Consider the following 23,632-nt stretch of genomic DNA (forward strand, 5'->3'; position numbering starts at 1 on the left):
GGAGGTCCGTGGTGAAGCGTCAGGCCTACCAGCCGATCCTGATCACCGACGCCTCACGCAGCCAGGACGACCAGCTCACCAGTCGCCAGCGCCGCTACATCCTGATGATGGGCGTCCGGGTGGCCTGTGTGGTGGTCGGTGCGATCCTGGTCGGCGCGCAGGCACCCATGCTCTGGCTCTGGTTGTCGCTCTGCGCCCTCGGCATGGTGCTCATCCCGTGGCTCGCCGTGCTGCTGGCCAACGACCGGCCGCCGAAGGAGGAGCACCGGCTCGCCAACCGGTTCCACCCCCGGCACCAGGACGACACCCCGCCGATGAGCCTGACCGCCGAGGAGCGGCCGCACAAGGTCATCGACGCCGAGCCCTGACCGGAGCGGCGTCAGGGGGCGGGGCGGGCGCCGACCGTCGAGACGGCGAGCGCACCGAGGTCGCCGGCCCGGGCCAGCGCCGCCCGTGGGTCCGCGCCGCCCAACCAGGCGGTCAGCAGGCCCGCCGCGAAGGCGTCCCCGGCGCCGGTGACGTCGACCACCGCCACCCGGCGGGCCGGCGCCACGCTGACCGTCGCCGCCCGGTCCACCCAGACCGCGCCGGCCGCGCCCCGCTTCACCACCACCCGCCGGGCCGCGGCCGACAGCGCCCGCGCCTGGGCCGCCGGGTCCAGCCCGCCGGCCAGCACCGTCGCCTCGTCCGCGTTGACCAGCAGCAGGTCGACGTCGCGTACCCAGGCCAGGAAGGCCGCCGCACCGACCCGCCGCAGCGGCGCCGCGGACGCCGCGTCGACGCTGGTGCTCAGCCCGCGCTCGCGGGCGGCGGCCAGCGCGCGCAGCCCGGCCCCGCGCGACCCGGCGTCCAACAGGGTGTACGCGGAGAGGTGCAGATGCCCGGCGTCGGGCACCGCGGCGAGGGCCCGCTCGACGTGCTCGGCGGACAGCCGCAGGTTCGCCCCGCGCTGGCTGATCATGCTCCGCTCGTCGTCGCCGGCCAGCACGATGACCGTGCCGGTCACCTCGCCCGCGACGCGCTGCACCGCGCAGTCGACGCCCGCGTCCGCCAGCTCGGCCACCCGGTCGCGGCCTGCGTCGTCGTCGCCCACCGCGCCGACCAGCGTCACCGGCGCGCCCTGCGCGGCGATCCAGGCGGCGGTGTTGGCCGCCTGCCCGCCACCGCTGAACCGGATCTCTGCCGAGGTGTCCGAGCCGGTGGCGAGCGGCCCGGCCAGCACCGCGACCACGTCGGTGAGCACGTCGCCGACGATGACGACCCGTCGCGGACGGGTCATGCCGGGGTGTCGGTGCGGCGCGCGGCGGCGGCCACCGCGATCCGGGCGGCGAGGTCGGCGTTGCGCAGGATGATCCGTACGTTCACCGTCAGGCTGGCGCCCTCGGTGGCGGAGTGGAAGTGCGCGAGCAGGTACGGGGTGACGGCCTTGCCGGTGATCCCGTCGCGTTCGAGCCGCGCCAGGCCCTCGGCGAGGGTGCGGTCGTGCAACGCCGGGTCGAGCTGCTCGTCGACGGGGAGCGGGTTGGCCACGATCAGTGCGCCGGCGTGCACAGCGTGCTGCGCCCGGGCGGCGAGCACGTCCGCCACCTGCTCGGGGGATTCGATCGACCAGTCCAGGTCGAAGCCGCCGTCGGTGAGGTAGAAGCCGGGGAAGCGTCGGGTGCGGTAGCCCACCACGCCCACCCCGAGCGTCTCCAGCCGCTCCAGCGTGGCGCCCACGTCGAGGATCGACTTCACCCCGGCGCAGACCACCGCGATCGGGGTCCGGGCGAGGGTGATCAGGTCCGCCGACTCGTCGAAGGTCTGGGACGCCTCCCGGTGCACCCCGCCCAGGCCGCCGGTGGCGAAGACGCCGATTCCCGCCGCTTCGGCCACCGCGCTGGTCGCCGCCACGGTGGTCGCGCCGTCCGCGCCGGCCGCCGCCGCCACCGCCAGGTCGCGGACGGAGAGCTTGGCCACGCCGTCGACGGTGGCGAGCCGGGTCAGCTGCGCGTCGTCGAGGCCGACCACCAGCGCGCCGCCGACCATGCCGATGGTGGCCGGGACCGCGCCGGCCGCCCGGACCGTCGCCTCGATCTGCCGGGCCACCCGCAGGTTCTCCGGTCGGGGTAGACCGTGCGAGACGATGGTGCTCTCCAGGGCGACGACGGGTCGCGCGTCGCGCAGGGCCTTGGCCACCTCGGCGCCGTAACGGATGTGAAAGTTGGTCACAACGATCACCGTACGACGCCGTCTCCGGAACGGGTGAAGTGGACCGGACCGCGGCGACCTGCCAGACTTGTCGGTTGGAGGTGCAGACGTGAGTACAGAGGTCCTCGAGCGTCCAGAGCTGAAGGACGCTGACACCGGTCCCGAGATGTTCCACTACGTCCGTAAGGACAAGATTGCCGAGAGTGCCGTGATGGGCACCTTCGTCATCGCGTTGTGCGGCGAGAAGTTCCCGGTGACGAAGGCTGCCAAGCCGGGTTCGCCGGTCTGCCCGAAGTGCAAGGAGATCTACGACTCCTGGGGCGAGTGAACCGGGGCGGCCCTTCCGGCCGCCCACGTAGCCTGCTGCGGTGACCACCTCCACCGCCCTGCTCCTCGCCGACCTGGCCGGTGTCGCGGTCTTCGCCGCCTCCGGCGCCTCCGCCGCGGTGGCCAAACGGCTCGATCTCTTCGGTGTCGTCTTCGTCGGGTTCGTGGCCGCCCTGGGCGGTGGGATCTTCCGTGACCTGGCCATCGACGAGGTGCCCCCGCTCGCCTTCGCCGACTGGCGCTACGCCACCGCGGCGGTGACCACGGCGGCCGCGGTCTTCTGGCTGCATCCCCAGCTGGCCCGGCTGCGCACCACCGTGCTGGTGCTGGACGCGGCCGGGCTCGCGCTCTTCACCGTCACCGGCACCCTCAAGGCCCTCGACGCCCAGGTTCCGCCGGTCGGGGCCTGCGTCATCGGCATGCTCACCGCGATCGGCGGCGGGCTGGGCCGGGACCTGCTCACCGGGGAGATTCCGGTGGTGCTGCGCCGTGAGATCTACGCGGTGGCCGCGCTCGCCGGCTCGATCATGGTGGCGGTGCTGCACGGTCTGGGGCTCGCCGGCACGCTGCCGCTCACCGCCGCCGCGGTCCTGGTCTTCGGGCTCCGGGTGGTGGCGCTGCGCCGCCGTTGGGCCGCGCCGGTGGCGACGCTGCGCCCGCCGCGCACCCGGGGGCCCGGCCCCGGCCCGCTCTGGTGACCGGCCCCGGCCCGCTCCGGCGAGGCTGCCGGCGGAGTTCGTGACCGGCGTCGGCCCGCTCGGCGGGCCGGCCGTGACGGATGGCACTGAGGCGTCGGATGTGACCAGGGTGGTGTCGCCTGGGCCGAGCGGCGCCCGCTGGTTATGCTGAGTCGGCCTTCGCGGCAGGTTCTTGCGCGGAGGCGTTTTCATGGGCGGCGGTACCCGTAGCCCTCGGCCGGGGTCCGCCTTCGTGCGGTCGGAGAGGAGCCCACGCGTGGCAGCCAGGTTGCCGGAGATCGACACCTTTCCGGCCCTACGCGCCTGGCAACGCAAGGCCTTGGTGGAGTACCTGCGCCGCCGCTCAGAGGACTTCACCGCGGTCGCCACGCCCGGCGCGGGCAAGACCACGTTCGCCCTGCGGATCGCCGCCGAACTGCTCGCCGACGGCACGGTCGAGGCGGTCACCGTGGTGGCCCCGACCGAGCACCTGAAGGGCCAGTGGGCGCAGGCCGCCGCCCGGGTCGGCATCCAGCTCGACGCCGCCTTCCGCAACGCCGACCTGCACTCCTCGGCCGACTTCCACGGGGCCGTGGTCACCTACGCCCAGGTCGGGATGGCCCCGCAGGTGCACCGGCGGCGCACCATGACGCGACGCACCCTGGTCATCCTGGACGAGATCCACCACGCCGGCGACTCCCGGTCGTGGGGCGACGGGGTGAAGGCGGCCTTCGAGCCCGCGGTACGCCGGTTGATGCTCACCGGCACCCCGTTCCGCTCCGACGACAACCCGATCCCGTTCGTCAGCTACGAGCGCGGCGGCGACGGACTGCTCCGCTCCCGCGCCGACTCGGTCTACGGCTACGCCGACGCGCTGCGCGACGGGGTGGTCCGGCCGGTGCTCTTCCTCGCGTACTCGGGGGAGACCCGGTGGCGGACCAACGCCGGGGAGGAGTTGGCGGCGCGCCTCGGCGAGCCGATGACGCAGGATCTGATCGCGCAGGCCTGGCGGACCGCCCTGGATCCGGCCGGGGACTGGATGCCGCAGGTGTTGCGGGCCGCCGACGCCCGGCTCAGCGTGCTGCGCGGGGCCGGCATGAGCGACGCCGGCGGACTGGTCATCGCCAGCGACCAGCAGACCGCCCGCTCGTACGCGAAGCTGATCGAGCAGTTGACCGGCGAGCGGGCCGCGGTGGTGCTCTCCGACGACGCAGGCGCCTCCGCGCGGATCGCGACGTTCGCGACGTCCGAGCAGCGCTGGCTGGTCGCGGTGCGGATGGTCTCCGAGGGGGTCGACATCCCGCGGCTCGCGGTCGGGGTCTACGCCACCAGCGCCAGCACCCCGCTCTACTTCGCCCAGGCGATCGGCCGGTTCGTCCGGGCCCGCCGCGAGGGGGAGACCGCGTCGGTCTTCCTGCCCAGCGTGCCGCACCTGCTCGGGCTGGCCAGCGAGATGGAGGCCGAGCGCGACCACGTGCTGGGCAAGCCGAAGGACCGCGAGGGCTTCGACGACGACCTGCTGGAGCGGGCCCAGCGCGACGACCAGGCCAGCGGCGAGTTGGAGAAGCGGTTCGCGGCGCTCTCCGCCACCGCCGAGCTGGACCAGGTGATCTTCGACGGCGCGTCGTTCGGCACGGCTGCCCAGGCCGGCACCCCCGAGGAGGAGGAGTACCTGGGCCTGCCCGGTCTGCTCACCGCCGATCAGGTCAGCATGCTGCTGACCAAGCGGCAGGCCGAGCAGCTGGCCAACCAGCGCCGCAAGGCGGCCGTGCGGGCGGCTGAGCCGGCCGCTGCGGCGTCGACGGCGCCGCCGGCACCGATGAGTGCCGCCCAGCGTCGGGTGGCGCTGCGGCGGCAGCTCAACGCGTTGGTGGCCGCCCGGCACCACCGCACCGGCCAGCCGCACGGCAAGATCCACGCCGAGCTGCGCCGGCTGTGCGGTGGCCCGCCCAGCGCCCAGGCAACCATCGAGCAGCTCGAAGAGCGCATCGCCACCGTCCAGACCCTCTGACCCACCCGGCCGGCTTTCCGCCGGGCGGGTCGATCATGAGGTTTGCGGGCGTTTCGGCGATCGCCTCCGCCGTCGACCTCATGATCACGATGGGCCGACGGGGTGAGTCTGGCGCAGAGGTGGACGCAAAAGCCGGCCGGAGGCACCCCTCGGGTGCCTCCGGCCGGCTATGTCGGGTTAGTTATGGACTCAGTTCGCCACCAGATCGGCGCCACGCCAGCTGAACTCCGGGTCCGTCGCGAACCGCACGGTGATCTTCACGAGATCCTCGGCGTACTTGTTCGCGTGGTGCCCACAGAACACCAGCTCGCTCCCACCCGCCAGAGTGATCCGGAGCTTGCCGGCAGCATTGCAGCGGTCGCACCGTTCATCGGCGGCCGGGGGGCTCACCGTCTCGGGCGGCGGCGTGAGGGTCGGGGTCATCGCCTTCCTCCTCTGGTCGTCACCGATGAACAATCTCTTCGGTCGTTGCTCACCTATCGTGCAACATCCTTGTCGCGCCTGGCCTTCCCTGTGTGCCCGCGGGGGACCGAGGTCACACATGGCAGGGACAGTGTGCCGTGCACCAAGGGTGCCACGTCAACGATCACAATCGTGCAACCGGCGGATCACCATCCGGTGTTGCACGCGTGGTGCTCAGAACGACACACCGAGTTGACGTTTCCGGCTCAGTCCAGGTAATCCCGGAGAACCTGTGACCGGGACGGGTGGCGCAGCTTGGACATGGTCTTCGACTCGATCTGCCGGATCCGCTCCCGGGTCACCCCGTAGACCTGACCGATCTCGTCCAGCGTGCGCGGCTGGCCGTCGGTGAGGCCGAAGCGCAGGCGCACCACGCCCGCCTCGCGCTCGGAGAGCGTCTGGAGCACCTGCTGGAGCTGATCCTGCAGCAGCGAGAACGAGACCGCGTCGACCGCGACCACGGCCTCCGAGTCCTCGATGAAGTCACCGAGCTGGCTGTCGCCCTCGTCACCGATGGTCTGGTCGAGCGAGATGGGCTCCCGGGCGTACTGCTGGATCTCCAGCACCTTCTCCGGTGTGATGTCCATCTCCTTGGCCAGCTCCTCCGGGGTGGGCTCGCGGCCCAGGTCCTGGAGCAGCTCCCGCTGGATGCGGCCGAGCTTGTTGATCACCTCGACCATGTGCACCGGGATGCGGATGGTGCGGGCCTGGTCGGCCATCGCGCGGGTGATCGCCTGCCGGATCCACCAGGTGGCGTAGGTGGAGAACTTGTAGCCCTTGGTGTAGTCGAACTTCTCGACCGCCCGGATGAGACCGAGGTTGCCCTCCTGGATCAGGTCGAGGAAGGCCATGCCGCGGCCGGTGTAGCGCTTGGCCAGCGAGACCACCAGCCGCAGGTTCGCCTCGAGCAGGTGGTTCTTGGCCCGCTCGCCGTCGCGGGAGATCCACATCAGGTCGCGCTGCATCTCGCGGGTGAGCTTCTCCTCGCCCTCGTCGGCGGCGCGCAGCCGCTCGGCGGCGTAGAGCCCGGCCTCGATCCGCTTGGCCAGCTCGACCTCCTGCTCCGCGTTGAGCAGCGGAACCTTGCCGATCTGCTTGAGGTAGGCCCGGACCGAGTCGGCGGAGGCGGTCAGCTCGGCGTCACGCCGGGCCTGCTTGAGCGCCTCGGACTCCTCGTCGTCCCACTCGAAGTCGTTGTCGGTGGCCGAGCTCGCCGCGTCGGCCTCGGCGGCCTTGGTCAGCTCGGCCGGCTCCTCGACCACCACGTCCTCGATCTCGGCGGCCAGCTCCTCCGGGTCGATCTCGCCCTCGGCGCCCTCCGCCCCGGCCTTGCCCGACTTGCCGGCGGTCGCGGCCACGGTCGCCTTGGTGGCGCGGGTCGCCTTCGCCGCCTTGGCCGGTGCTGCCGCCTTGGCGGCCACCTCGGCGGTGGTGCCGGCGGCCTTGCGCGCGGTCGCCTTCCGCGGGGCGGGCGCGGGGGCCTCGTCGGCGGCGGGCGCCTGCTTCGGGGCGGGCGCGGCGGCCTTCTTGGTGGTCTTGGCGGTGGTGGCCCGGGACGCCGGGGTGGCCGAGCGGGCGGCGGCGACCCGGCGGCGGGTGCTCGCCGAGCCGTCCACGACCACGGTCACTCCCGCCTCGGAGAGCGCCCGCAGGATCTTCTTGGCCTGGGCCGGAGTCACCTCGGCGGACTCGACGGTGCGCGCGAGCTGGGCCGACGTGAGCTGGCCGCCGGCGCTCTGCGCGTGGGCGATCAGGGTGTCGGTGAGCGAGCGAACGTCGGCGCCGGTCTGGCGGGGTTCTGTCACGAATGACCTTCCGGAGGCGAAGAGCGAGCACGGCCGGGTCGTCCGGCGCAGCGGGGCCACCGTGCCGAGCGATGTGGTTGAGGAGCCCCCGTGTCCCCGGTCGGCCTGTCGTTCGGCCGCCGGTGGCGCGTGGGCAGGGGTGAATTGTAACGCCGTCTGCGGCGATCATCCTGCGCCGCACGGCGTACCGGGTGCGGGGACCGCCAATTCGACGCAGATGTGGACTTTGTAAGGATGATACTCGCGCGTGAGCGGGAACGCCCCGGTCGTGCGGGAAGGGGACGAAGGATGGACCGTACGACGCCGCCGCCACCCCGGGAGTTGCTGGAGATCGCGATCGAGGTGGCCCGGGACGCCGCCGCGACGGCGCACCGGATGCGGGCCGAGGGCGTCTCGGTGGCCGCCACAAAAAGCACGGTGACCGACGTGGTGACCGCGGCGGACCGGGCGGTCGAGCGGCAGGTGCTGGACGCGCTGCGCCGGGTCCGGCCGACCGACGCGGTGCTCGGCGAGGAGTACGGCGCGGGCGACACCGGGCCGGTCGGCGCCGGCGGCGTGCGCTGGATCGTCGACCCGATCGACGGCACCGTCAACTACCTGTACGGGCTGCCGTACTGCGCCGTGTCGCTCGCCGCCGAGGTGGACGGCGAGGTGGTCGCCGGGGTGGTGCGCAACGTGGCGACCGGCGAGGAGTGGACCGCCACGGCCGGCGGCGGCGCGTGGCGCGACGGCGAGCGGCTGCGTTGCTCCACCGAGACCGACCTGGGCCAGGCGCTGGTCGCCACCGGTTTCGGCTACGACCCGAAGCGACGCGCGCACCAGGCCCGGGTGGTCGCCGAGCTGATCCCACACGTCCGGGACATCCGCCGGCTGGGTGCCGCCGCGCTGGACCTCTGCCTGGCCGCCGAGGGGCGGCTGGACGCCTACTACGAGAAGGGGCTGGCAGCCTGGGACCAGGCCGCCGGGGCGTTGGTGGCCACCGAGGCCGGGCTCCGGGTGGCCGGACTCGACAATCGCCCGGCCGGGCCGGATCTGGTGATCGCCGCCCCGCCGGCGCTCTTCACGCCGCTGCACGACCGGCTCGCCGACCTCGACGCCTCCGGCGGTCCCTGACGACCGCCGGCCGACGTCGACGCCCGCCTGCCTGATCGCCTGCCGACGCCAGCAGGGCCGCCGACCCGGCCGGACGGTACGCCGCCGGGTCGGCGGCGGATCACTGGTCCTTGGACACGGGGCAGGTGCCGGGCGGCGCCTCGGGCGAGCCGAGGTCGCCGAGGGACTGGTTCACCTCGGTCGTGGTGGCGAGCTGCTGGAAGCTGTTGCCGAGCACCACGTCCACCGTGTCGTCGGTCCGCTTCGGGTCGTACTCCCGGTCGGCGTTGTTGAGGAAGAACGCCCGGAGCAGGTGGGCCGACCCCACGCCCTTCGGGCCGAACCGCAGCACGGCCACGTCGTCGACGCCCTTCGGCGCGTCGCTCACCTTCTTGACCTGGAACTTGCGGTTGCGGAAGTCGTCCGCGACGTTGCCGGCGAGCCCTCGGTTGTCGGTGGCGTTCAGCACATTGATCTTGACGTCCTTGTACTCCCGGAGGGTGACGTCGGCGAGCGGCCAGCCCTCCGGGCAGCCCTTGGCGGTGCCGGCGTTGCCCTGGGTGTCGCGGACCACCGCGACGACCACGAAGACCAGGGCGACAGCCGCCAGCAGGCCGACGACAACGAGCGCCCGCACTCGCGCAAAACTCATCTGGGTGCTCCCCGGACTCCAGGTGGGTGGCGGCGACCGCAGGCAGACGCGCCGCACCCCGGCCGCCGGGTACGCCGCTGAGGTTAACTGTTGTCCGGCCGTCGCGTGGAAACAGCCGGACATGCCGGCGCGCCACCCGGGAACCAGGTACTACTACCCCTATCTTCGTGTCGCCTGAGTCACATTGGGAACAACTTCCCGTGCGGGGGCGTACATCTCTGCGCCGAGGGCGGTATACATGCCTCGCCCAAAGGGGGGGTAAGGTACCGCGCTCGCCGGGGGGTTTACCCCGGAGGCTTCGATCGGGACGGAATCCCGGGTCGGGTGACCGACACAACGGGTGGCCGGCCAGCGGAACCGAAACAGCGTCGTCCGGCGTTACAACCGGAAGCGACAACATCGATATGGGAGAGTGAAACCGATGGCCACCGACTACGACGCCCCGCGTCGCGACGAGGTCGACCTCGGCGAGGACAGCCTGGAAGAGCTCAAGGCCCGACGCGTCGACTCACAGTCGGGCGCCGTGGACGTCGATGAGGCCGAAGTGGCCGAGAGCTTCGAGCTGCCCGGAGCCGATCTGGCCGACGAGGAGCTCACGGTCAAGGTGCTGCCGATGCAGCAGGACGAGTTCCGCTGTGCCCGCTGCTTCCTGGTGCACCACCGCAGCCAGTTGGCGGTCGAGCGCAACGGCGAGCTGATCTGCCGCGAGTGCGTCTGACCTTTGTCCAAACCGGCGGCGGCCTCCAGAGCGAGGCCGCCGCTGCCGGCGTCACCGTGCGCCGATCGTGGGGAGCTGCTTGACTCGTAACGGGTAGCCAACGACGGCGTCAGCCACCCGGGAGGTCGAACCGATGAGCGAGCGAGGTGGCGCGCCCGAGCGCGACCCGGCGGAGCTGGGCGCCACCGTGGCGGCCTTGACCGCGGACGACATCGCGCCGGTCCGGCGCCGGCAGCTGCTGGGCCGGCTGGTCGGCCAGGCCCGCGCCCGCGGGCTGGGCGATCTGTTCAAGCCGCGGGCCGCGGTCCGCTGGATGGTCGACACGGTCACCGAGGTCGCGCCGCACGTGCCCGTCCGTGACCTGGCCACGCTGCGCCGGCACTTCGAGGGGCTCGACGACGAGGCGCTGGCCGACCGGCTGGTCCGTAACGCCGCCCGGTCGACCGCCGGGGTGGGCGCGGCCGGCGGCGGGGTCGCCGCGGTGGAGTGGGCGGTCACGCCGACCCTGCTCTCCGCGCCGGTGCTGCTGGCCGCGGAGACGGTCGCCGTGGTGGCGATCGAGCTCAAGCTGATCGGCGAGCTGCACGAGATCTACCGCGTCCCGCTGCCCACCGGCCGGGGCCCGCGCGCGGTCGCCCTGGTGCACGCCTGGGCCACTCAGCGCGGGGTCAATCCGATGATGCCGGGCGCCGGCGTCGGCGCGGTCCTCGGCACCGCCGCCCGCCGGGAACTCCGGGACACCGTGCTGCGCCGCTTCGGGCGCAACCTCACCACGCTGGGGCCCTTCCTCACCGGCGCGGCCGTGGCCAGCTACCTGAACCGACGGGCCACCCGGTCGCTCGGCGACCAGGTCCGCACCGACCTGCGCCGCAAGCGTCCGGTGCTGCCCGGCCCGCCGTCAGCCCTGCCCGGGTCGTCCGACCGGCCCTGAGCGCGGACCGCACCGACCCCGGGGTCGGGCGGGTTACCCGTCAGTGGGCGGCGAGGACCGCCTCGGGCTCGGGTGGACTCCGCCGTCAGCGGGCGTCGCGGGCGGCGAGGACCGCCTCGGCCAGCTCGACCGGGTGGCGGGTGCTGACCACCCAGAACGGGGTCGGGTCGGCCGGATCGTCCAGCACCACCTGGACCGCGCCGCTGACCCATGGCCGCTGGACCACGAACGCCAGCGGGTCGGCGCCGACGCCGAGCACCTCCCGGCGGCCGGCGGCGTCGAGCGGAACCACGTCGGCCACGTACCGCACCGGCAGGTGGGCGTCGTCCACCCACAGCTCGCCGTCGTGGACCGCGACCCGGATCCGGCCCAGCCACCACAGGCCGGCCACGGTGACCGGCAGCAGCACCGCGAACGGCAACCAGGCGCGCAGGCCGGGCGCCCCCATCCAGATCTCGGTGGCGAGCAGCCCGGCGGACGCCAGCCCGGCCAGCCAGAGCCACCAGGGCAGGCTGAGCCGCTCGGAGTGCTCGGCGGGGGCCGGCACGGGCGGTGCCGGGGGTGGCGACGACGGCGACAGGCTCACAGTCCGAGGGTACGGCGGACGGCGGCCCGGGTACCCGGCAGGATGGCAGGGTCACCGCAGATCCGGACGGAAGAGGGGAACCGTGACCGACCTCGTGCCCGTGCCCGTACGGCAGCTCGATCCCGAGCTGCCGCTGCCCGCGTACGCCCATCCCGGCGACGCCGGGGCCGACCTGTTGGCCGCCGTGGACATCGAGCTGCCCCCCGGCGGGCGTGCCCTGGTGCCGACGGGGTTGGCGATCGCGCTCCCGGAGGGGTACGTGGGCCTGGTCCACCCCCGGTCCGGTCTCGCGGCCAGGCTCGGTGTGACGGTGCTCAACGCGCCCGGTACGGTCGACGCCGGCTACCGGGGGGAGATCCTGGTGAACCTGATCAACCACGATCGGTCCACACCGGCGAAGATCTCCCGTGGCGACCGGATCGCCCAGCTCGTTGTGCAGCGGGTGGCGCGGGCGGACTTCCAGCCGGTGGCCGAGCTGCCCCCGTCCCGACGGGGGACCGGCGGGCACGGCTCCACCGGTGGGCATGCCGGGCTGGTGCCGCCGCCGGCGGACCGGCGCAGCGAAGAGGTGACAGGGTGAACGCGAACAGCGGAGGGTGGACGCAGTGATCTTCTCCCGAAAGCGGGCCGGCGACGGGCGGCAGAGCCGTGACGAGCGGGCCGCCGAGGTGGTCCTCGACCTCGAGAGCGAGGAGGCCGCCGTCCCGGTGCTCATCCGTGGCCCGTACGACATCTCGGAGGCCCCGGCCGGCGTGGACCGGCTGGACCTCGGCAGCCTGCACATCCCGGCCGTGCCGGAGGTCGAGGTGCGGGTGCAGGCCGACCAGCAGGGTGTCGTCCAGCAGGTGGTGCTGGTGCACGGGCAGAACGCGCTGCAGCTCGGCGTCTTCGCCGCCCCCCGGTCCGAGGGGATCTGGGACGAGGTGCGCGAGGAGATCCGCCAGTCGCTGCTCAGCGACGGCACCGCCGCCCAGGAGGTCGAGGGCGAGTACGGCACCGAGCTGCGGGCCCAGGTGCGTACCGAGGACGGCGTGACCGATCTGCGCTTCGTCGGCATCGACGGCCCGCGCTGGATGGTTCGCGGCGTCTACCAGGGCACGGTGGCGACCGACCCGGCCGCGGCGGGCCCGCTGGCCGAGTGCCTGGACGGGCTGGTGGTCGACCGGGGCAACGAGGCCAAGCCGGTCCGCGAGCCGCTGCCGCTGCGGCTGCCGCGCGATGTCGCCGAGCAGGCCGAGCAGGCCGAGCAGGCCGGGGCCACGCCGGACGGCGCGCGGCCGCGGCAGGTCTGACCGACGGTCACCGGGCCGTCGGTGTCGACCGGGTCGGCGTACGCTGGCGGGACGGTCCCGGCGACGCCGGGACCGGGCCAGCGCCGGCGCGATGCCGGCCAGCGTGGAGAGGGTGACGCGGAGGTCATGACGACCGACGAGAGCCGGGTGTCGCTGCGGCGCTTCCTGCAACGGCTCACCGCGAGCGAGGCCGAGATCGAAGCGGAGGAGCTGCAACGGGAGAGCACCGAGTCCGGCTGCGTGCCGGCCCGGCAGTGCTCCCGGGGTCAGGTGGTCTCGGTCACCGGGCGGCTGCGCACGGTGGTCTACACGCCGCGGACCAACCTGCCCACGCTGGAGGCCGACCTCTACGACGGCAGCGACGTGGTGACGCTGGTCTGGCTGGGCCGGCGGCACATCGCCGGCATCGAGCCCGGCCGGCACCTCACCGCCCGCGGCCGATGCGCGTTGCGGGACGACCGCAAGGTCATCTACAACCCGTACTACGAGCTGGATTCGCCCAAGTGACGGCGCCGGCAGGGCGGACGGACGGCCGATGACCACAGGACAGGACCGGGCCACCCAGCCGGAGACCGGGCCCGACGACGAGCGGCTACCCACCGTCGCCGAGCAGATGGCCGACCAGCTCGGCGGCTGGCGCGGGCTCGTGGAGTCGAGCATCCCGGTGGTGGTCTTCGTGATCGCCAACATCATCGGTGAGCTGCGCCCCGCGGTGATCGCCTCGGTGGCCGTGGCGCTGCTGATCGCCGGGCTGCGGCTGGCTCAGCGCCGCCCGGTTCGACACGCGGTCAACGGGCTCTTCGGCGTCGCCATCGGCGCCGCGATCGCCTGGCGGACGGGCGACGAGCGCGACTTCTACCTCCCCGGCATCCTCTACGGCATCGGCTACGGGCTGGCCCTGCTGCTCTCCGCGGTCATCCGCCAGCCGCTGGTGGGTTGGATCTGGTCGGTGCTGGTCGCCAAGGGGAAGTCCGAGTGGCGCGACGACCCGCGGCTGGTGCGGACGTTCACCAGGCTGACCGTGCTCTGGGGCGTGGTCTGGCTGGCCAAGGTCGGTGTGCAGGCCGGTCTCTACCTCGCCCACCAGGACACCGCGCTAGGCGTGGCCCGGCTGACGCTCGGCTACCCGCCGTACGCGCTGCTGCTGCTGATCACCGTCTGGACGGTGCGCCGGGTGACCCGGGAGCCCCAGCCGGCCCCGCTGCCGGGCAACTGACCCGCCCCGCGCGGGGCTGAGCGCCGCGCCGCCTGCGCGGCGCGGTGGTCACCTCGACTCGCGGGTGCGCTCCACGCTGTCCGCGCCGAGCACCACCGCGCGGACAGCGTCCTCGACCTCGGCGGTGCAGACGAAGACCAGCTCGTCGCCGGCCTCGATCGGGTCGTCCGGGCTGGGCACCAGGACCCGCTTGCCGCGCAGGATCGCCACCAGCGCGGAGTCGCGGGGCAGCGGTACCGCGCGCAGCGGCTGGCCGACGTAGGGCGCGGTCGGCGGCAGAGTGATCTCCACCAGGTTCGCCTCGCCCTGCCGGAAGGTCATCAGCCGGACCAGGTCGCCGACCGTGACCGCCTCCTCGACCAGGGCGGCCATCACCCGCGGCTTGCTCACCGCGACGTCGACGCCCCACTGCTCGGTGAAGAGCCACTCGTTCTCCGCCCGGTTCACCCGGGCGACCACCCGGGGCACCGCGAACTCGGTCTTGGCCAGCAGCGACACCACGAGGTTGACCTTGTCGTCGCCGGTGGCGGCGACCACCACGTCGCAGCCGGCGAGGTTGGCCTCCTCCAGGCTGGCCAGCTCGCACGCGTCGGCGAGCACCCACTCGGCGGCGGGCACCCGGTCCGGCCGGAGCATCTTCGGCTGCCGCTCGATCAGCATCACCTGGTGGCCGTTCTCGATCAGCTCCTGGGCGATCGACCGGCCGACGTTGCCGGCGCCGGCGATGGCGATCCGCATGGCTCAGTGCCCCCCTTCCGGCGGCGTCGCCGCCGCCGACGTGACCGTCGCCACGATGTCGTCGGTGACCAGCATGAAGACCTGGTCACCCTCCTGGACCAAGCTGGACGCGGTGGGCAGGGTGCCGATGCCGAACCGGGTCAGGTAGGCCAGCCGCGCCCCGGTCGTCTCCTCCAGCGCGCGTACCGACCGGCCGACCCAGTCCTTGTGCAACGGCACCTCGACGATCGACACCGTGCTGGTCGGGTCGCGGAAGATCTCGACGTTCCCCTCCGGCACCAGGTGCCGCAGCATGCGGTCGGCGGTCCACCGGACGGTGGCCACGGTCGGGATACCGAGCCGCTCGTAGACCTGCGCCCGGCGCTGGTCGTAGATGCGGGCCGCCACCCGGGAGACGCCGAACGTCTCGCGGGCCAGCCGGGCCGAGATGATGTTGGAGTTGTCGCCGCTGGAGACCGCGGCGAACGCGTCGGCCCGCTCGATGCCGGCCTGCTGCAGCACGTCACCGTCGAAGCCGGCGCCGGTCACGGTGATCCCGGCGAAGTCCGGGCCGAGCCGGCGGAAGGCGTCGGCGTCGTGGTCGATCACCGCGACCGAGTGCCCGCGGGCCTCCAGGCTGTGCGCGAGGGTCGACCCGACCCGCCCACAACCCATGATCACGACATGCACGCTTCCCTCCCAAGGTGCGTACCCGTCCGCGCCGGACCCGTCGAGTGCGAGCCTGCCACGTCCCGGCCGGGAACGGGGACCGACCGTACCGCGCCGGCACGGCGGCCGATGATCGCCCACCCCACCGATCCCGGCGGGGTGGTCGTACCCTTGGCGTTCGTGGCCAGTCCCACCTCGCTGCTGAAGCGACTCCTCCTCGGTCGACCGTTCCGGTCCGACCGGCTGCAGCACACCCTCCTGCCGAAGCGCATCGCGCTGCCCGTCTTCGCCTCCGACGCGCTCTCCAGCGTCGCGTACGCGCCCGACGAGATCCTGCTGACCCTCTCCATCGCCGGCGCCTCGGCGTACGTGTTCTCCCCGTGGATCGCGCTCGCCGTGGTCGTGGTGATGCTCACCGTGGTGGCCAGCTACCGGCAGAATGTGCACGCCTACCCCTCCGGCGGCGGTGACTACGAAGTTGCCTCGGTCAACCTGGGACCGAAGTTCGGCCTCGGCGTCGCCAGCGCGCTGCTGGTCGACTACGTGCTCACCGTGGCGGTGTCGGTCTCCTCCGGGGTGGCCAACCTCGGCTCGGTGGTGCCCTTCGTGGCGACCCACAAGGTCATGATCGCGGTGATCGCGGTGGTCCTGCTGACCTCGGTCAACCTGCGCGGGCTGCGCGAGTCGGGCACCGCGTTCGCCATCCCCACCTACGGGTTCGTGATCGTGATCGTCGGCATGCTCCTCACCGGCCTCGTCCGGGTCTTCGTGCTCGGCGACGAGCTCCGCGCGCCCAGCGCCGATCTGGTCATCCAGGCCGAGCACAGCGTGACCGGGTTCGCCCTGGTCTTCCTGCTGCTGCGGACGTTCAGTTCGGGTGCCGCCGCGCTCACCGGGGTCGAGGCGATCTCCAACGGGGTGCCCGCGTTCAAGGCGCCGAAGAGCCGCAACGCGGCCACTACGCTGCTGCTGCTCGGTGTGATCGCGGTGAGCATGCTGGTCGGGATCATCTGGCTGGCCCGCCTGACCCACCTGCAGTTCGTCGAGGACCCGGCCGCGCAGATCGTCTCCGGACCCGCCGGCTACGTGCAGAAGACGGTCACCACCCAGCTCGGCGAGACGGTCTTCGGCTCCGGGTCGATCCTGCTCTACGTGGTCGCCGGGATGACCGCGCTGATCCTCTTCCTGGCCGCGAACACCGCGTTCAACGGCTTCCCGGTGCTCGGCTCGATCCTCGCCCAGGACCGCTACCTGCCCCGGCAGCTGCACACCCGGGGCGACCGGCTGGCGCTCTCCAACGGGATCGTCTTCCTCGCCGTCTTCGCGATCGTGCTCATCGTCGGCTTCCAGGCCGAGGTGACCAAGCTGATCCAGCTCTACATCGTCGGGGTGTTCGTCTCGTTCACCCTCTCCCAGGCCGGCATGATCCGGCACTGGAACCGACACCTGCGCACCGAGCGGGACCCGGAGGCGCGCCGCCGCATCTACCGGTCCCGGGCGATCAACACCTTCGGCATGGTGATGACCGGCGCCGTGCTGGTGATCGTCCTGATCACCAAGTTCCTGCTCGGCGCCTGGATCGCGATCGCCGCGATGGCGCTGATCTACGTGGTGATGCTGGGCATCCGCCGGCACTACGACCGGGTCTCGGCCGAGCTGACCCCGCCGGACGAGGGCCGCGCGGTGCTGCCCGCCCGCAATCACGCCATCGTGCTGGTCAGCAAGCTGCACCAGCCGACCCTGCGGGCCATCGCGTACGCCCGGGCCACCCGACCCGACACGATCACCGCGGTGACCGTGAACGTGGACGAGAAGGACACCCGGGACCTGCAGGAGGAGTGGGAGCGGCGGGAGTTGCCGGTGCCGCTGACCGTGGTCGACTCGCCGTACCGGGAGATCACCCGGCCGATCCTGGACTTCGTCGCCAACACCCGCCGGGAGTCGCCGCGCGACGTGGTCACCGTCTTCATCCCCGAGTACGTGGTCGGGCGTTGGTGGGAGAACCTCTTGCACAACCAGAGCGCGTTGCGGCTCAAGACCCGGCTGCTCTTCGAACCGGGGGTGATGGTGACCAGCGTGCCGTGGCAGCTCGCCTCGACCGCGAGGAAGGACCTGGACCGGCTGGACGCCACGCTCTCCCTCGGCCCGGCCCGCGGGCCCCGGGTGGTGCCGCGCAGCGCCCTGCCGCCGGACGTTCCGCCGGTGGTCTCCGCGCCGCCCGGCGAGTCCGGGAGCGGTCGTGACTGAGCCGGTTGCGGGCCCGGGCGGCCCGGAGACGGGTGGCGGGGGCGAGGAGCGTGGGCTGGCCGAGGCGGAGCGGGTCGAGCTGACCGTCGGCCAGGTCGCCCCGGGCGGGCACTGCGTGGCCCGGGTTGACGGGCAGGTGGTCTTCGTCCGGCACGCGCTGCCCGGCGAGCGGGTCGTCGCCGAGGTCACCGAGGTGCACCGCGGCTTCGTCCGGGCTGACGCGGTGACCGTGCTGTCGGCCTCCCCGGACCGGGTCGAGGCGCCCTGCCCGTACGCCCGGCCGGGCCGCTGCGGCGGTTGCGACCTGCAGCACGTCGCGCCCGCGGCGCAACTGGAGTGGAAGGTCGCGGTGGTACGCGAACAGCTGACCCGGCTGGGCGGGCTCACCGACGCCGAGCTGGACCGGCTCGGCGTCCGGGTCGAGGCGTTGCCGGGCGGGCCGCTGGGCTGGCGCTCCCGGGTCCGCTACGCGGTGGACGCGGCCGACCGGGCCGGCCTGCTCAAGCACCGCTCGCACGAGGTGGTGCCGATCGACCGCTGCCTGATCGCCCACCCGGCGATCCAGCAGCTGCCGGTGCTCAGCGCGAGCGGTGCCCGCTGGCCGGAGGCCGAGGCGGTGGAGACGGTCGCCTCGACCGGCGGCGACGTCTCCGTCTCGGCGGTCGTCGACGGCGTCGCCACCGAGGTCGAGGGGCCCACCACCGTCCGCGAGGTGGCCGCCGGGCGGGACTGGAAGCTGCCGGCGACCGCGTTCTGGCAGGTCCACCCCGCGGCGGCGGACACCCTGGTCGCGGCGGTGTTGGAGCTGGTGGACCCGCGCCCCGGGGAGTCGGCCTGGGACCTCTACGGCGGGGCCGGGCTCTTCGCCGCGGCGCTGGCCGCCCGGGTCGGCGACACCGGCCGGATCACCCTGGTCGAGGCGGCCGCGCAGGGTGTCGCGGCGGCTCGGGAGAACCTGCGGGACCTGCCTCGGGTCGAGGTGGTCGCGGCCCGGGTGGAGACCGCGCTGGCCCGCCGGCGGATCACCGGACCGGTCGACGTCGTGGTGCTCGACCCGCCGCGTACCGGCGCGGGGGCCCGGGTGGTCGGCGAGCTGGCCGCCGCGGGGCCGCGGGCGATCGGGTACGTGGCCTGCGACCCGGCCGCCTTCGCCCGGGACGTGCGCACCTTCGCCGACCTGGGCTGGCGGCTCGCCGCGCTGCGCGGGTTCGACCTGTTCCCGATGACCCAGCACGTCGAGCTGGTCGGGCTGCTGCTGCCGGCCGACTGAGTGCTGCTGACGGCCGGCTGAGTGCCGCTGCCGGACTGCCCGGGCCGATCCGGCGGCGCCCCTGTTCGCCGCCTTTGCTCTGCTTCACTCGCGGCAACAGCCGCCGTCCGGTATCCGGACACCGGCCGTCGCCGTGGCTGAAGCAGAGCGTGTTGCCGTGGCCGAAGCAGAGCGTGTTGCCGTCGCTGAAGCAGAGCTGAGGGCGTGGCGGCGAGCTGTCGGGGGCCGACGGTGGGCCGCTAACCTGGCGCGGTGAAGATCGTCGGGTTGATGTCGGGCACCTCGTACGACGGGGTGGACGTGGTTGCCGCCGAGTTCACCGCCGAGGGGGACACCCTGTGGCTGCGACCGCTGGGGCACCGCGGCCTCGACTACGACGCGGAGCTGCGGGCCCGAATCGGCGCGCTGCTGCCCCCGGCGGTCACCACCATCGAGGCGGTCTGCCAGCTGGACAACCGGCTGGGCGAGGTCTTCGCCGAGGCGGCGGCGGTCGGGGTGGAGCTGGCCGGCGGCGCGGCCGACGTGGTGGTCTCGCCGGGGCAGACCGTCTTCCACTGGGTGGCGCAGGGCGTGGCCCGGGGCACCCTCCAACTCGGCGCGGTGGCCCGGGTGGCCGCCCGGGTCGGCGTACCCGTGCTCAGCGACCTGCGCTCGGCGGACATCGCCGCCGGGGGGCAGGGCGCGCCGCTGGTGCCGGCCTTCGACGCGCTGCTGCTGTCCCCGGACGCCGGTGCCCCGGACGCCGATGCGCCGGACGGCGCGGCCGGGCCGCGGGCCCGGGCCGCGCTGAACCTCGGCGGGATCGCCAACCTCACGGTGGTCGCCCCGGGCGCGCCGGTGCTCGGGTACGACATCGGGCCGGCCAACGCGTTGCTCGACGCGGCGGCCCGCCGCTTCCTGGACCGGCCCTGCGACCTCGACGGCGCCCGGGCGGCGGCCGGCCGGGTGCACCCGCGCCTGCTCGACGCGCTGCTCGCCGAGCCGTACTACGCCGCCGCGCCGCCGAAGTCGACCGGCAAGGAGCTGTTCCACGCCGGCTACCTGGACGAGAGGCTGGCCGCGCTCGGCGAGCCGGTCCCGGCCGACGACGTGCTGGCCACGCTGACCGAGCTGACGGCCCGGGTGGTGGCCGCCGAGTGTGACCGGCACCGGGTGGCCGAGGTGATCGCCGCCGGCGGCGGGGTGCGCAATCCCACCCTGTGCGGCCGGCTGGCCGCGCTGGGCGCGGGCCGCTGGCGGCTGCGCACCACCGACGAGCTGGGCGTGCCGGCGCAGGCCAAGGAGGCGTACGCCTTCGCGCTGCTCGGCTGGCTCTCCTGGCACGGCCTGCCCGGCGCGATCCGCTCGGTCACCGGGGCCGCCCGGGCGGCCGTGCTCGGCTCCTGGACCCCTGCCGGGCCGGGCCCGGACGCCGGCCCGGTGGTGCCACCGCGCCGGCTGCGAATCCGCTCCTGACCGGCTGCTCAGCGCCCTGCCGCGCCCCCGGAGGTTGTCGGCCCGGGCTGCGGAGTGCCGAACGGCCGTTAGACTCTGCCCTCATGAGTGTTGAAGAGGACACGGCCAACCACGGCAGGCTGCTGGCCACGGTCCGGGGCCCGCAGGACGTCAAGCGGATGTCCACCGAACAGTTGGACATCCTCGCCGCCGAGATCCGTGACTTTCTGATCGCCAAGGTGTCCCGCACCGGCGGGCACGTCGGCCCCAACCTGGGTGTGGTCGAGCTGACACTCGCCATGCACCGGGTCTTCGACTCGCCGCGGGACCGCCTCCTGTTCGACACCGGCCACCAGGCGTACGTGCACAAGATCGTCACCGGCCGGCAGGCCGGGTTCGACCGGCTCCGCCAGCGCGGCGGCCTCTCCGGCTACCCGAGCCAGGCGGAGAGCGAGCACGACCTGGTCGAGAACTCGCACGCCTCCACCGCCCTCTCGTACGCCGACGGGCTGGCCAAGGCGTACGCGTTGCGCGGCGAGTCGCGCAGCGTGGTCGCCGTGGTCGGCGACGGCGCGCTGACCGGCGGCATGTGCTGGGAGGCGCTGAACAACATCGCCACCGCCGGCAACCCTCTCGTGATCGTGGTCAACGACAACGGCCGGTCCTACGCGCCGACCATCGGCGGGCTCGCCGACCACCTCTCCTCACTGCGGCTCAACCCGGGCTACGAGAAGGTGCTCGACACGGTCAAGGACGCCCTCGGCTCCACCCCGCTGGTCGGCAGGCCGATGTACGAGGTGCTGCACGCGGTCAAGAAGGGGATCAAGGACGCGGTCGCCCCGCAGGCGATGTTCGAGGACCTCGGCATCAAGTACGTGGGTCCGGTCGACGGGCACGACATCGCCGCGGTCGAGTCCTCGCTGCGGGCCGCGAAGAACTTCGGCGGCCCGGTGATCGTGCACGCGGTCACCCGGAAGGGCTACGGCTACCGGCCGGCCGAGGAGGACGAGGCCGACTGCCTGCACGGCCCCGGCAGCGCCTTCGACATCGAGACCGGCAAGCTGGTCGCCGCCCCCTCGGTGAAGTGGACGCACGTCTTCGCCGACGAGCTGGTCGCGATCGCCGACGAGCGGCCCGACGTGGTGGGCATCACGGCAGCGATGGCGGAGCCGACCGGCATCGCCGCGCTCGCCCGCAAGTACCCGGAGCGCACCTACGACGTCGGCATCGCCGAGCAGCACGCGGCCACCTCCGCGGCCGGCCTGGCGCTCGGCGGGCTCCACCCGGTGGTGGCGGTCTACGCCACCTTCCTCAACCGCGCCTTCGACCAGGTGCTGCTCGACGTGGCGATGCACAAGCTGCCAGTGACCTTCGTGCTGGACCGGGCCGGCATCACCGGTCCGGACGGGCCGAGCCACTACGGCATCTGGGACATGTCCGTCTTCGGGGTGGTGCCGGGCCTGCGGATCGCCGCGCCCCGCGACGCCGCCACGCTGCGCGAGGAGCTGCGCGAGGCGATCGGGGTCGACGATGGCCCGACGGTGGTCCGCTTCCCGACCGGCACCGTCGCCGCCGACCTGCCGGCCGTACGCCGGGTCGGCTCGGTCGACGTGCTGGTCGAGTCGGCGCGTACCGACGTGCTGCTGGTCGCGGTCGGTGCCTTCGGCCACCTCGGCATGGAGGTCGCCGCCCGGGTCGCCGAGCAGGGCTACGGGGTCACCGTGGTCGACCCGCGCTGGGTCCGCCCGGTTCCGGCCGAGCTGGTCGAGCTGGCCGCCGGGCACCGGCTCGTGGTCTCCGTCGAGGACGGCGTGCGGGTCGGTGGCGTCGGCGACGCGCTCGGCCAGGCCATGCGCGACGCCGACGTCCGGGTCCCGCTGCGCGACCTGGGCGTACCGGCGGACTGGCACCCGCACGGCACCCGGGCGCAGATCCTCACCGATCTGCGTCTCACCGCGCAGGACGTGGCCCGGGACGTCACCGGCTGGATCTCCGGGCTGGACGGCACGCCGGTCGAGCCGGTCGGGTTCGCCGCCGACGACGCGGCCGCGCAGAACTGACGCGAACGACGGCGGGCGGCCCGGACGGGTCGCCCGCCGTCGCGTCGTGCGAGGCGACCGGTCAGCGACCGCCGACCGACCGGTACTGCGTCTTGCCCGTCCCGGCCAGGCTGAACGTCTCGGCGCGCTCCGGCTCCGGCACGACCACCAGCCCCGGCCGTTCCACCAGCAGCGGCGTGCCCGGCGGCGCCGACAGCGAGCTGTCCCGGTTGGCCCGCCAACTGAGCACCACCAACGGCTGGCCGGGCACCGGCAGCCGGTACGTCTGCAGCGGGGCGGTCCGGTCGGCCGGGGAGACCACCGGGGCGCCGCCGCCGGCCGGCCGGTAGACCACCGCGGTCATCGGGCCGGTGGCGCTCTCCCAGGTGAGCTGCTCCAGCTCGGCCGGTTCGCCGCCACCGAGGGCCACCTCACCGAGCGACCGGACGGCCACCTTCGCCATCGGCCAGGACTCCGGCGCCGACTGCGGGGCGGTCCGGTCGCCCACCCGGCGCGGGAGGCTGCCGAACGGCCCCCGCTCGCCGGCCAGCAGGCAGGTGTCCAACCCGGTCAGCGCCCGCTTGCCGGAGCCGGTCTCGTCGCGGACCAACGGGTAACGCGGGTCGGTGGTGCCGGTGCCCAGGTCGAGCATCCGGTCCGCGACGCGGCCCCGAGGCAGCGACTCGGTGACCCGCAGGGTGGCCGTCACCGGCACCGCCCGGCAGGCCGGCACGTCGACCGCCGCGCTGATGCCGTCGCGGGTCGGCAGGGCCCGACCGTCCGGCCCCAGCAGACGCTCCACCCGGCCCGAGGTGAGGTAGCGGCGTCCGGCGGCGGTCTGCACCGGCAGCACGTCGGAGTAGACGAGGTAGCCGGGGTCGGTGTACTCGGTGGCCCGTCCGACCGTGTAGCGCTCGCCGTCGGGGGTGAGCTGCAACAGCCAGGAGGCGCTCTCGCCGGGGACGTCCGCGGCGACCAGGGCCAGCGGCGCGCCGTCCACCTCGCCGGCGAAGAGGATCCCGGAGGAGGAGAGGTGCACCCGGTCGTCCGCCGGCGACCGCCAGGCCCGCACCGCGGCGGTGACCGCGGCGGTGACCGCCGGGTCGCCGGCCAGGCTCCCGCGGGGCGGCCAGACCGCGAGGTCGCCGTCCAGGCTGTCGTAGCCGACGCGCAGGTCGCCGGGTTGTCGGTCGGCGACCGGACCGCAGGCCGTCGTGGCCAGCAGCACCGCCAGCAGTGCGGTGGCCAGCTTGCCGCGCCCGCGGACTCGAGCCACCTGTACGCCCCCGATCGCTCG

General features: G+C 73.7%; 24 protein-coding genes. 15 read left to right on the top strand and 9 right to left on the bottom strand.

The genetic code is table 11. The features are described from left to right. Window positions 1–11 precede the first annotated feature (11 nt). Complete coding sequence (locus AB0C04_RS14185; RefSeq protein WP_350875438.1) at window positions 12–368, top strand: DUF3099 domain-containing protein; 357 nt, start codon at window positions 12–14, stop codon at window positions 366–368. Between the two features lie 11 nt (window positions 369–379). Here the strand turns inward: AB0C04_RS14185 and AB0C04_RS14190 are convergent, their stop codons facing one another. Further along, on the bottom strand, window positions 380–1,279 hold the full coding sequence (locus tag AB0C04_RS14190) for a PfkB family carbohydrate kinase (protein WP_357053274.1): 900 nt from the start codon (window positions 1,277–1,279) through the stop codon (window positions 380–382). Continuing rightward, window positions 1,276–2,211, bottom strand: coding sequence for a pseudouridine-5'-phosphate glycosidase (locus AB0C04_RS14195; RefSeq protein WP_357053277.1), 936 nt, complete (start codon window positions 2,209–2,211; stop codon window positions 1,276–1,278). The genes AB0C04_RS14190 and AB0C04_RS14195 overlap by 4 nt, the downstream gene beginning before the upstream one ends. 88 nt (window positions 2,212–2,299) lie before the next feature. Here AB0C04_RS14195 and AB0C04_RS14200 point away from each other — a divergent pair, with 88 nt between their 5' ends. The 3 genes from AB0C04_RS14200 to AB0C04_RS14210 all read left to right on the top strand — a co-directional run bounded on the left by AB0C04_RS14200 (window position 2,300) and on the right by AB0C04_RS14210 (window position 5,205). Next, window positions 2,300–2,518, top strand: coding sequence for a DUF3039 domain-containing protein (locus AB0C04_RS14200; protein ID WP_350875132.1), 219 nt, complete (start codon window positions 2,300–2,302; stop codon window positions 2,516–2,518). Between the two features lie 40 nt (window positions 2,519–2,558). After that, on the top strand, window positions 2,559–3,215 hold the full coding sequence (locus AB0C04_RS14205; protein WP_357053281.1) for a trimeric intracellular cation channel family protein: 657 nt from the start codon (window positions 2,559–2,561) through the stop codon (window positions 3,213–3,215). Between the two features lie 256 nt (window positions 3,216–3,471). Further along, on the top strand, window positions 3,472–5,205 hold the full coding sequence (locus AB0C04_RS14210) for a DEAD/DEAH box helicase (protein WP_357053284.1): 1,734 nt from the start codon (window positions 3,472–3,474) through the stop codon (window positions 5,203–5,205). A 189-nt stretch (window positions 5,206–5,394) separates the two neighbouring features. Here the strand turns inward: AB0C04_RS14210 and AB0C04_RS14215 are convergent, their stop codons facing one another. Together AB0C04_RS14215 and AB0C04_RS14220 are read right to left on the bottom strand one after the other, a co-directional pair. Further along, the gene (locus tag AB0C04_RS14215) at window positions 5,395–5,628 is read right to left on the bottom strand and encodes a hypothetical protein (RefSeq protein WP_350875138.1); all 234 of its coding nucleotides are present in this window, start codon (window positions 5,626–5,628) and stop codon (window positions 5,395–5,397) included. A 245-nt stretch (window positions 5,629–5,873) separates the two neighbouring features. Continuing rightward, window positions 5,874–7,472: an RNA polymerase sigma factor gene (locus AB0C04_RS14220; protein ID WP_357053289.1), complete on the bottom strand. Its 1,599-nt coding sequence runs from the start codon at window positions 7,470–7,472 to the stop codon at window positions 5,874–5,876. Between the two features lie 288 nt (window positions 7,473–7,760). Here AB0C04_RS14220 and AB0C04_RS14225 point away from each other — a divergent pair, with 288 nt between their 5' ends. Next, window positions 7,761–8,585, top strand: a complete 825-nt coding sequence (locus AB0C04_RS14225) for an inositol monophosphatase family protein (protein ID WP_357053292.1) — start codon at window positions 7,761–7,763, stop codon at window positions 8,583–8,585. Window positions 8,586–8,685: 100 nt separating this feature from the next. Here the strand turns inward: AB0C04_RS14225 and AB0C04_RS14230 are convergent, their stop codons facing one another. Then, window positions 8,686–9,201 (bottom strand): LytR C-terminal domain-containing protein, encoded by a 516-nt coding sequence (locus AB0C04_RS14230; RefSeq protein ID WP_350875439.1) that lies wholly within the window; start codon window positions 9,199–9,201, stop codon window positions 8,686–8,688. 436 nt (window positions 9,202–9,637) lie between these two features. On the opposite strand from AB0C04_RS14230, the gene AB0C04_RS14235 reads away from it, so the two are divergent. Next, on the top strand, window positions 9,638–9,934 hold the full coding sequence (locus AB0C04_RS14235; protein ID WP_007075406.1) for a DUF4193 domain-containing protein: 297 nt from the start codon (window positions 9,638–9,640) through the stop codon (window positions 9,932–9,934). Between the two features lie 133 nt (window positions 9,935–10,067). Beyond that, entirely contained in the window at window positions 10,068–10,865 is a 798-nt protein-coding gene (locus AB0C04_RS14240; protein WP_357053295.1) for a hypothetical protein, read from the top strand. 85 nt (window positions 10,866–10,950) lie between these two features. Here AB0C04_RS14240 and AB0C04_RS14245 read toward each other — a convergent pair whose 3' ends face one another. Next, the gene (locus AB0C04_RS14245) at window positions 10,951–11,445 is read right to left on the bottom strand and encodes a DUF3093 domain-containing protein (protein WP_357053743.1); all 495 of its coding nucleotides are present in this window, start codon (window positions 11,443–11,445) and stop codon (window positions 10,951–10,953) included. Between the two features lie 88 nt (window positions 11,446–11,533). On the opposite strand from AB0C04_RS14245, the gene dut reads away from it, so the two are divergent. From dut to AB0C04_RS14265, 4 genes are all read left to right on the top strand, one after another. Next, window positions 11,534–12,031 carry a dUTP diphosphatase gene (gene dut / locus AB0C04_RS14250; protein ID WP_357053298.1) on the top strand — a complete coding sequence of 166 codons (498 nt, stop codon included), beginning with the start codon at window positions 11,534–11,536 and terminating at the stop codon, window positions 12,029–12,031. A gap of 25 nt (window positions 12,032–12,056) precedes the next feature. Next, window positions 12,057–12,743, top strand: a complete 687-nt coding sequence (locus tag AB0C04_RS14255) for a DUF3710 domain-containing protein (protein ID WP_357053301.1) — start codon at window positions 12,057–12,059, stop codon at window positions 12,741–12,743. Between the two features lie 126 nt (window positions 12,744–12,869). Continuing rightward, window positions 12,870–13,250, top strand: a complete 381-nt coding sequence (locus AB0C04_RS14260) for an OB-fold nucleic acid binding domain-containing protein (protein WP_357053304.1) — start codon at window positions 12,870–12,872, stop codon at window positions 13,248–13,250. 28 nt (window positions 13,251–13,278) lie between these two features. Next, the gene (locus tag AB0C04_RS14265; protein ID WP_357053307.1) at window positions 13,279–13,959 is read left to right on the top strand and encodes a DUF3159 domain-containing protein; all 681 of its coding nucleotides are present in this window, start codon (window positions 13,279–13,281) and stop codon (window positions 13,957–13,959) included. Between the two features lie 48 nt (window positions 13,960–14,007). Here the strand turns inward: AB0C04_RS14265 and AB0C04_RS14270 are convergent, their stop codons facing one another. Beyond that, the gene (locus AB0C04_RS14270) at window positions 14,008–14,697 is read right to left on the bottom strand and encodes a TrkA family potassium uptake protein (RefSeq protein WP_350875159.1); all 690 of its coding nucleotides are present in this window, start codon (window positions 14,695–14,697) and stop codon (window positions 14,008–14,010) included. A gap of 3 nt (window positions 14,698–14,700) precedes the next feature. Beyond that, window positions 14,701–15,366 carry a TrkA family potassium uptake protein gene (locus tag AB0C04_RS14275; protein ID WP_357053310.1) on the bottom strand — a complete coding sequence of 222 codons (666 nt, stop codon included), beginning with the start codon at window positions 15,364–15,366 and terminating at the stop codon, window positions 14,701–14,703. A 159-nt stretch (window positions 15,367–15,525) separates the two neighbouring features. Between AB0C04_RS14275 and AB0C04_RS14280 the strand changes: the two genes are divergently transcribed. The 4 genes from AB0C04_RS14280 to dxs all read left to right on the top strand — a co-directional run bounded on the left by AB0C04_RS14280 (window position 15,526) and on the right by dxs (window position 22,356). Next, complete coding sequence (locus tag AB0C04_RS14280) at window positions 15,526–17,592, top strand: APC family permease (protein WP_357053314.1); 2,067 nt, start codon at window positions 15,526–15,528, stop codon at window positions 17,590–17,592. After that, the gene (locus AB0C04_RS14285; RefSeq protein ID WP_357053317.1) at window positions 17,585–18,862 is read left to right on the top strand and encodes a TRAM domain-containing protein; all 1,278 of its coding nucleotides are present in this window, start codon (window positions 17,585–17,587) and stop codon (window positions 18,860–18,862) included. The genes AB0C04_RS14280 and AB0C04_RS14285 overlap by 8 nt, the downstream gene beginning before the upstream one ends. Window positions 18,863–19,114: 252 nt before the next feature. Beyond that, on the top strand, window positions 19,115–20,317 hold the full coding sequence (locus AB0C04_RS14290; protein ID WP_357053320.1) for an anhydro-N-acetylmuramic acid kinase: 1,203 nt from the start codon (window positions 19,115–19,117) through the stop codon (window positions 20,315–20,317). A gap of 83 nt (window positions 20,318–20,400) precedes the next feature. Beyond that, window positions 20,401–22,356, top strand: coding sequence for a 1-deoxy-D-xylulose-5-phosphate synthase (gene dxs / locus AB0C04_RS14295; protein WP_357053323.1), 1,956 nt, complete (start codon window positions 20,401–20,403; stop codon window positions 22,354–22,356). Between the two features lie 61 nt (window positions 22,357–22,417). Here dxs and AB0C04_RS14300 read toward each other — a convergent pair whose 3' ends face one another. Next, window positions 22,418–23,611, bottom strand: a complete 1,194-nt coding sequence (locus tag AB0C04_RS14300) for a hypothetical protein (RefSeq protein WP_357053326.1) — start codon at window positions 23,609–23,611, stop codon at window positions 22,418–22,420. Between the last annotated feature and the right edge of the window lie 21 nt (window positions 23,612–23,632).

This window comes from Micromonospora sp. NPDC048909, assembly GCF_040649635.1.
Lineage (GTDB): Bacteria > Actinomycetota > Actinomycetes > Mycobacteriales > Micromonosporaceae > Micromonospora.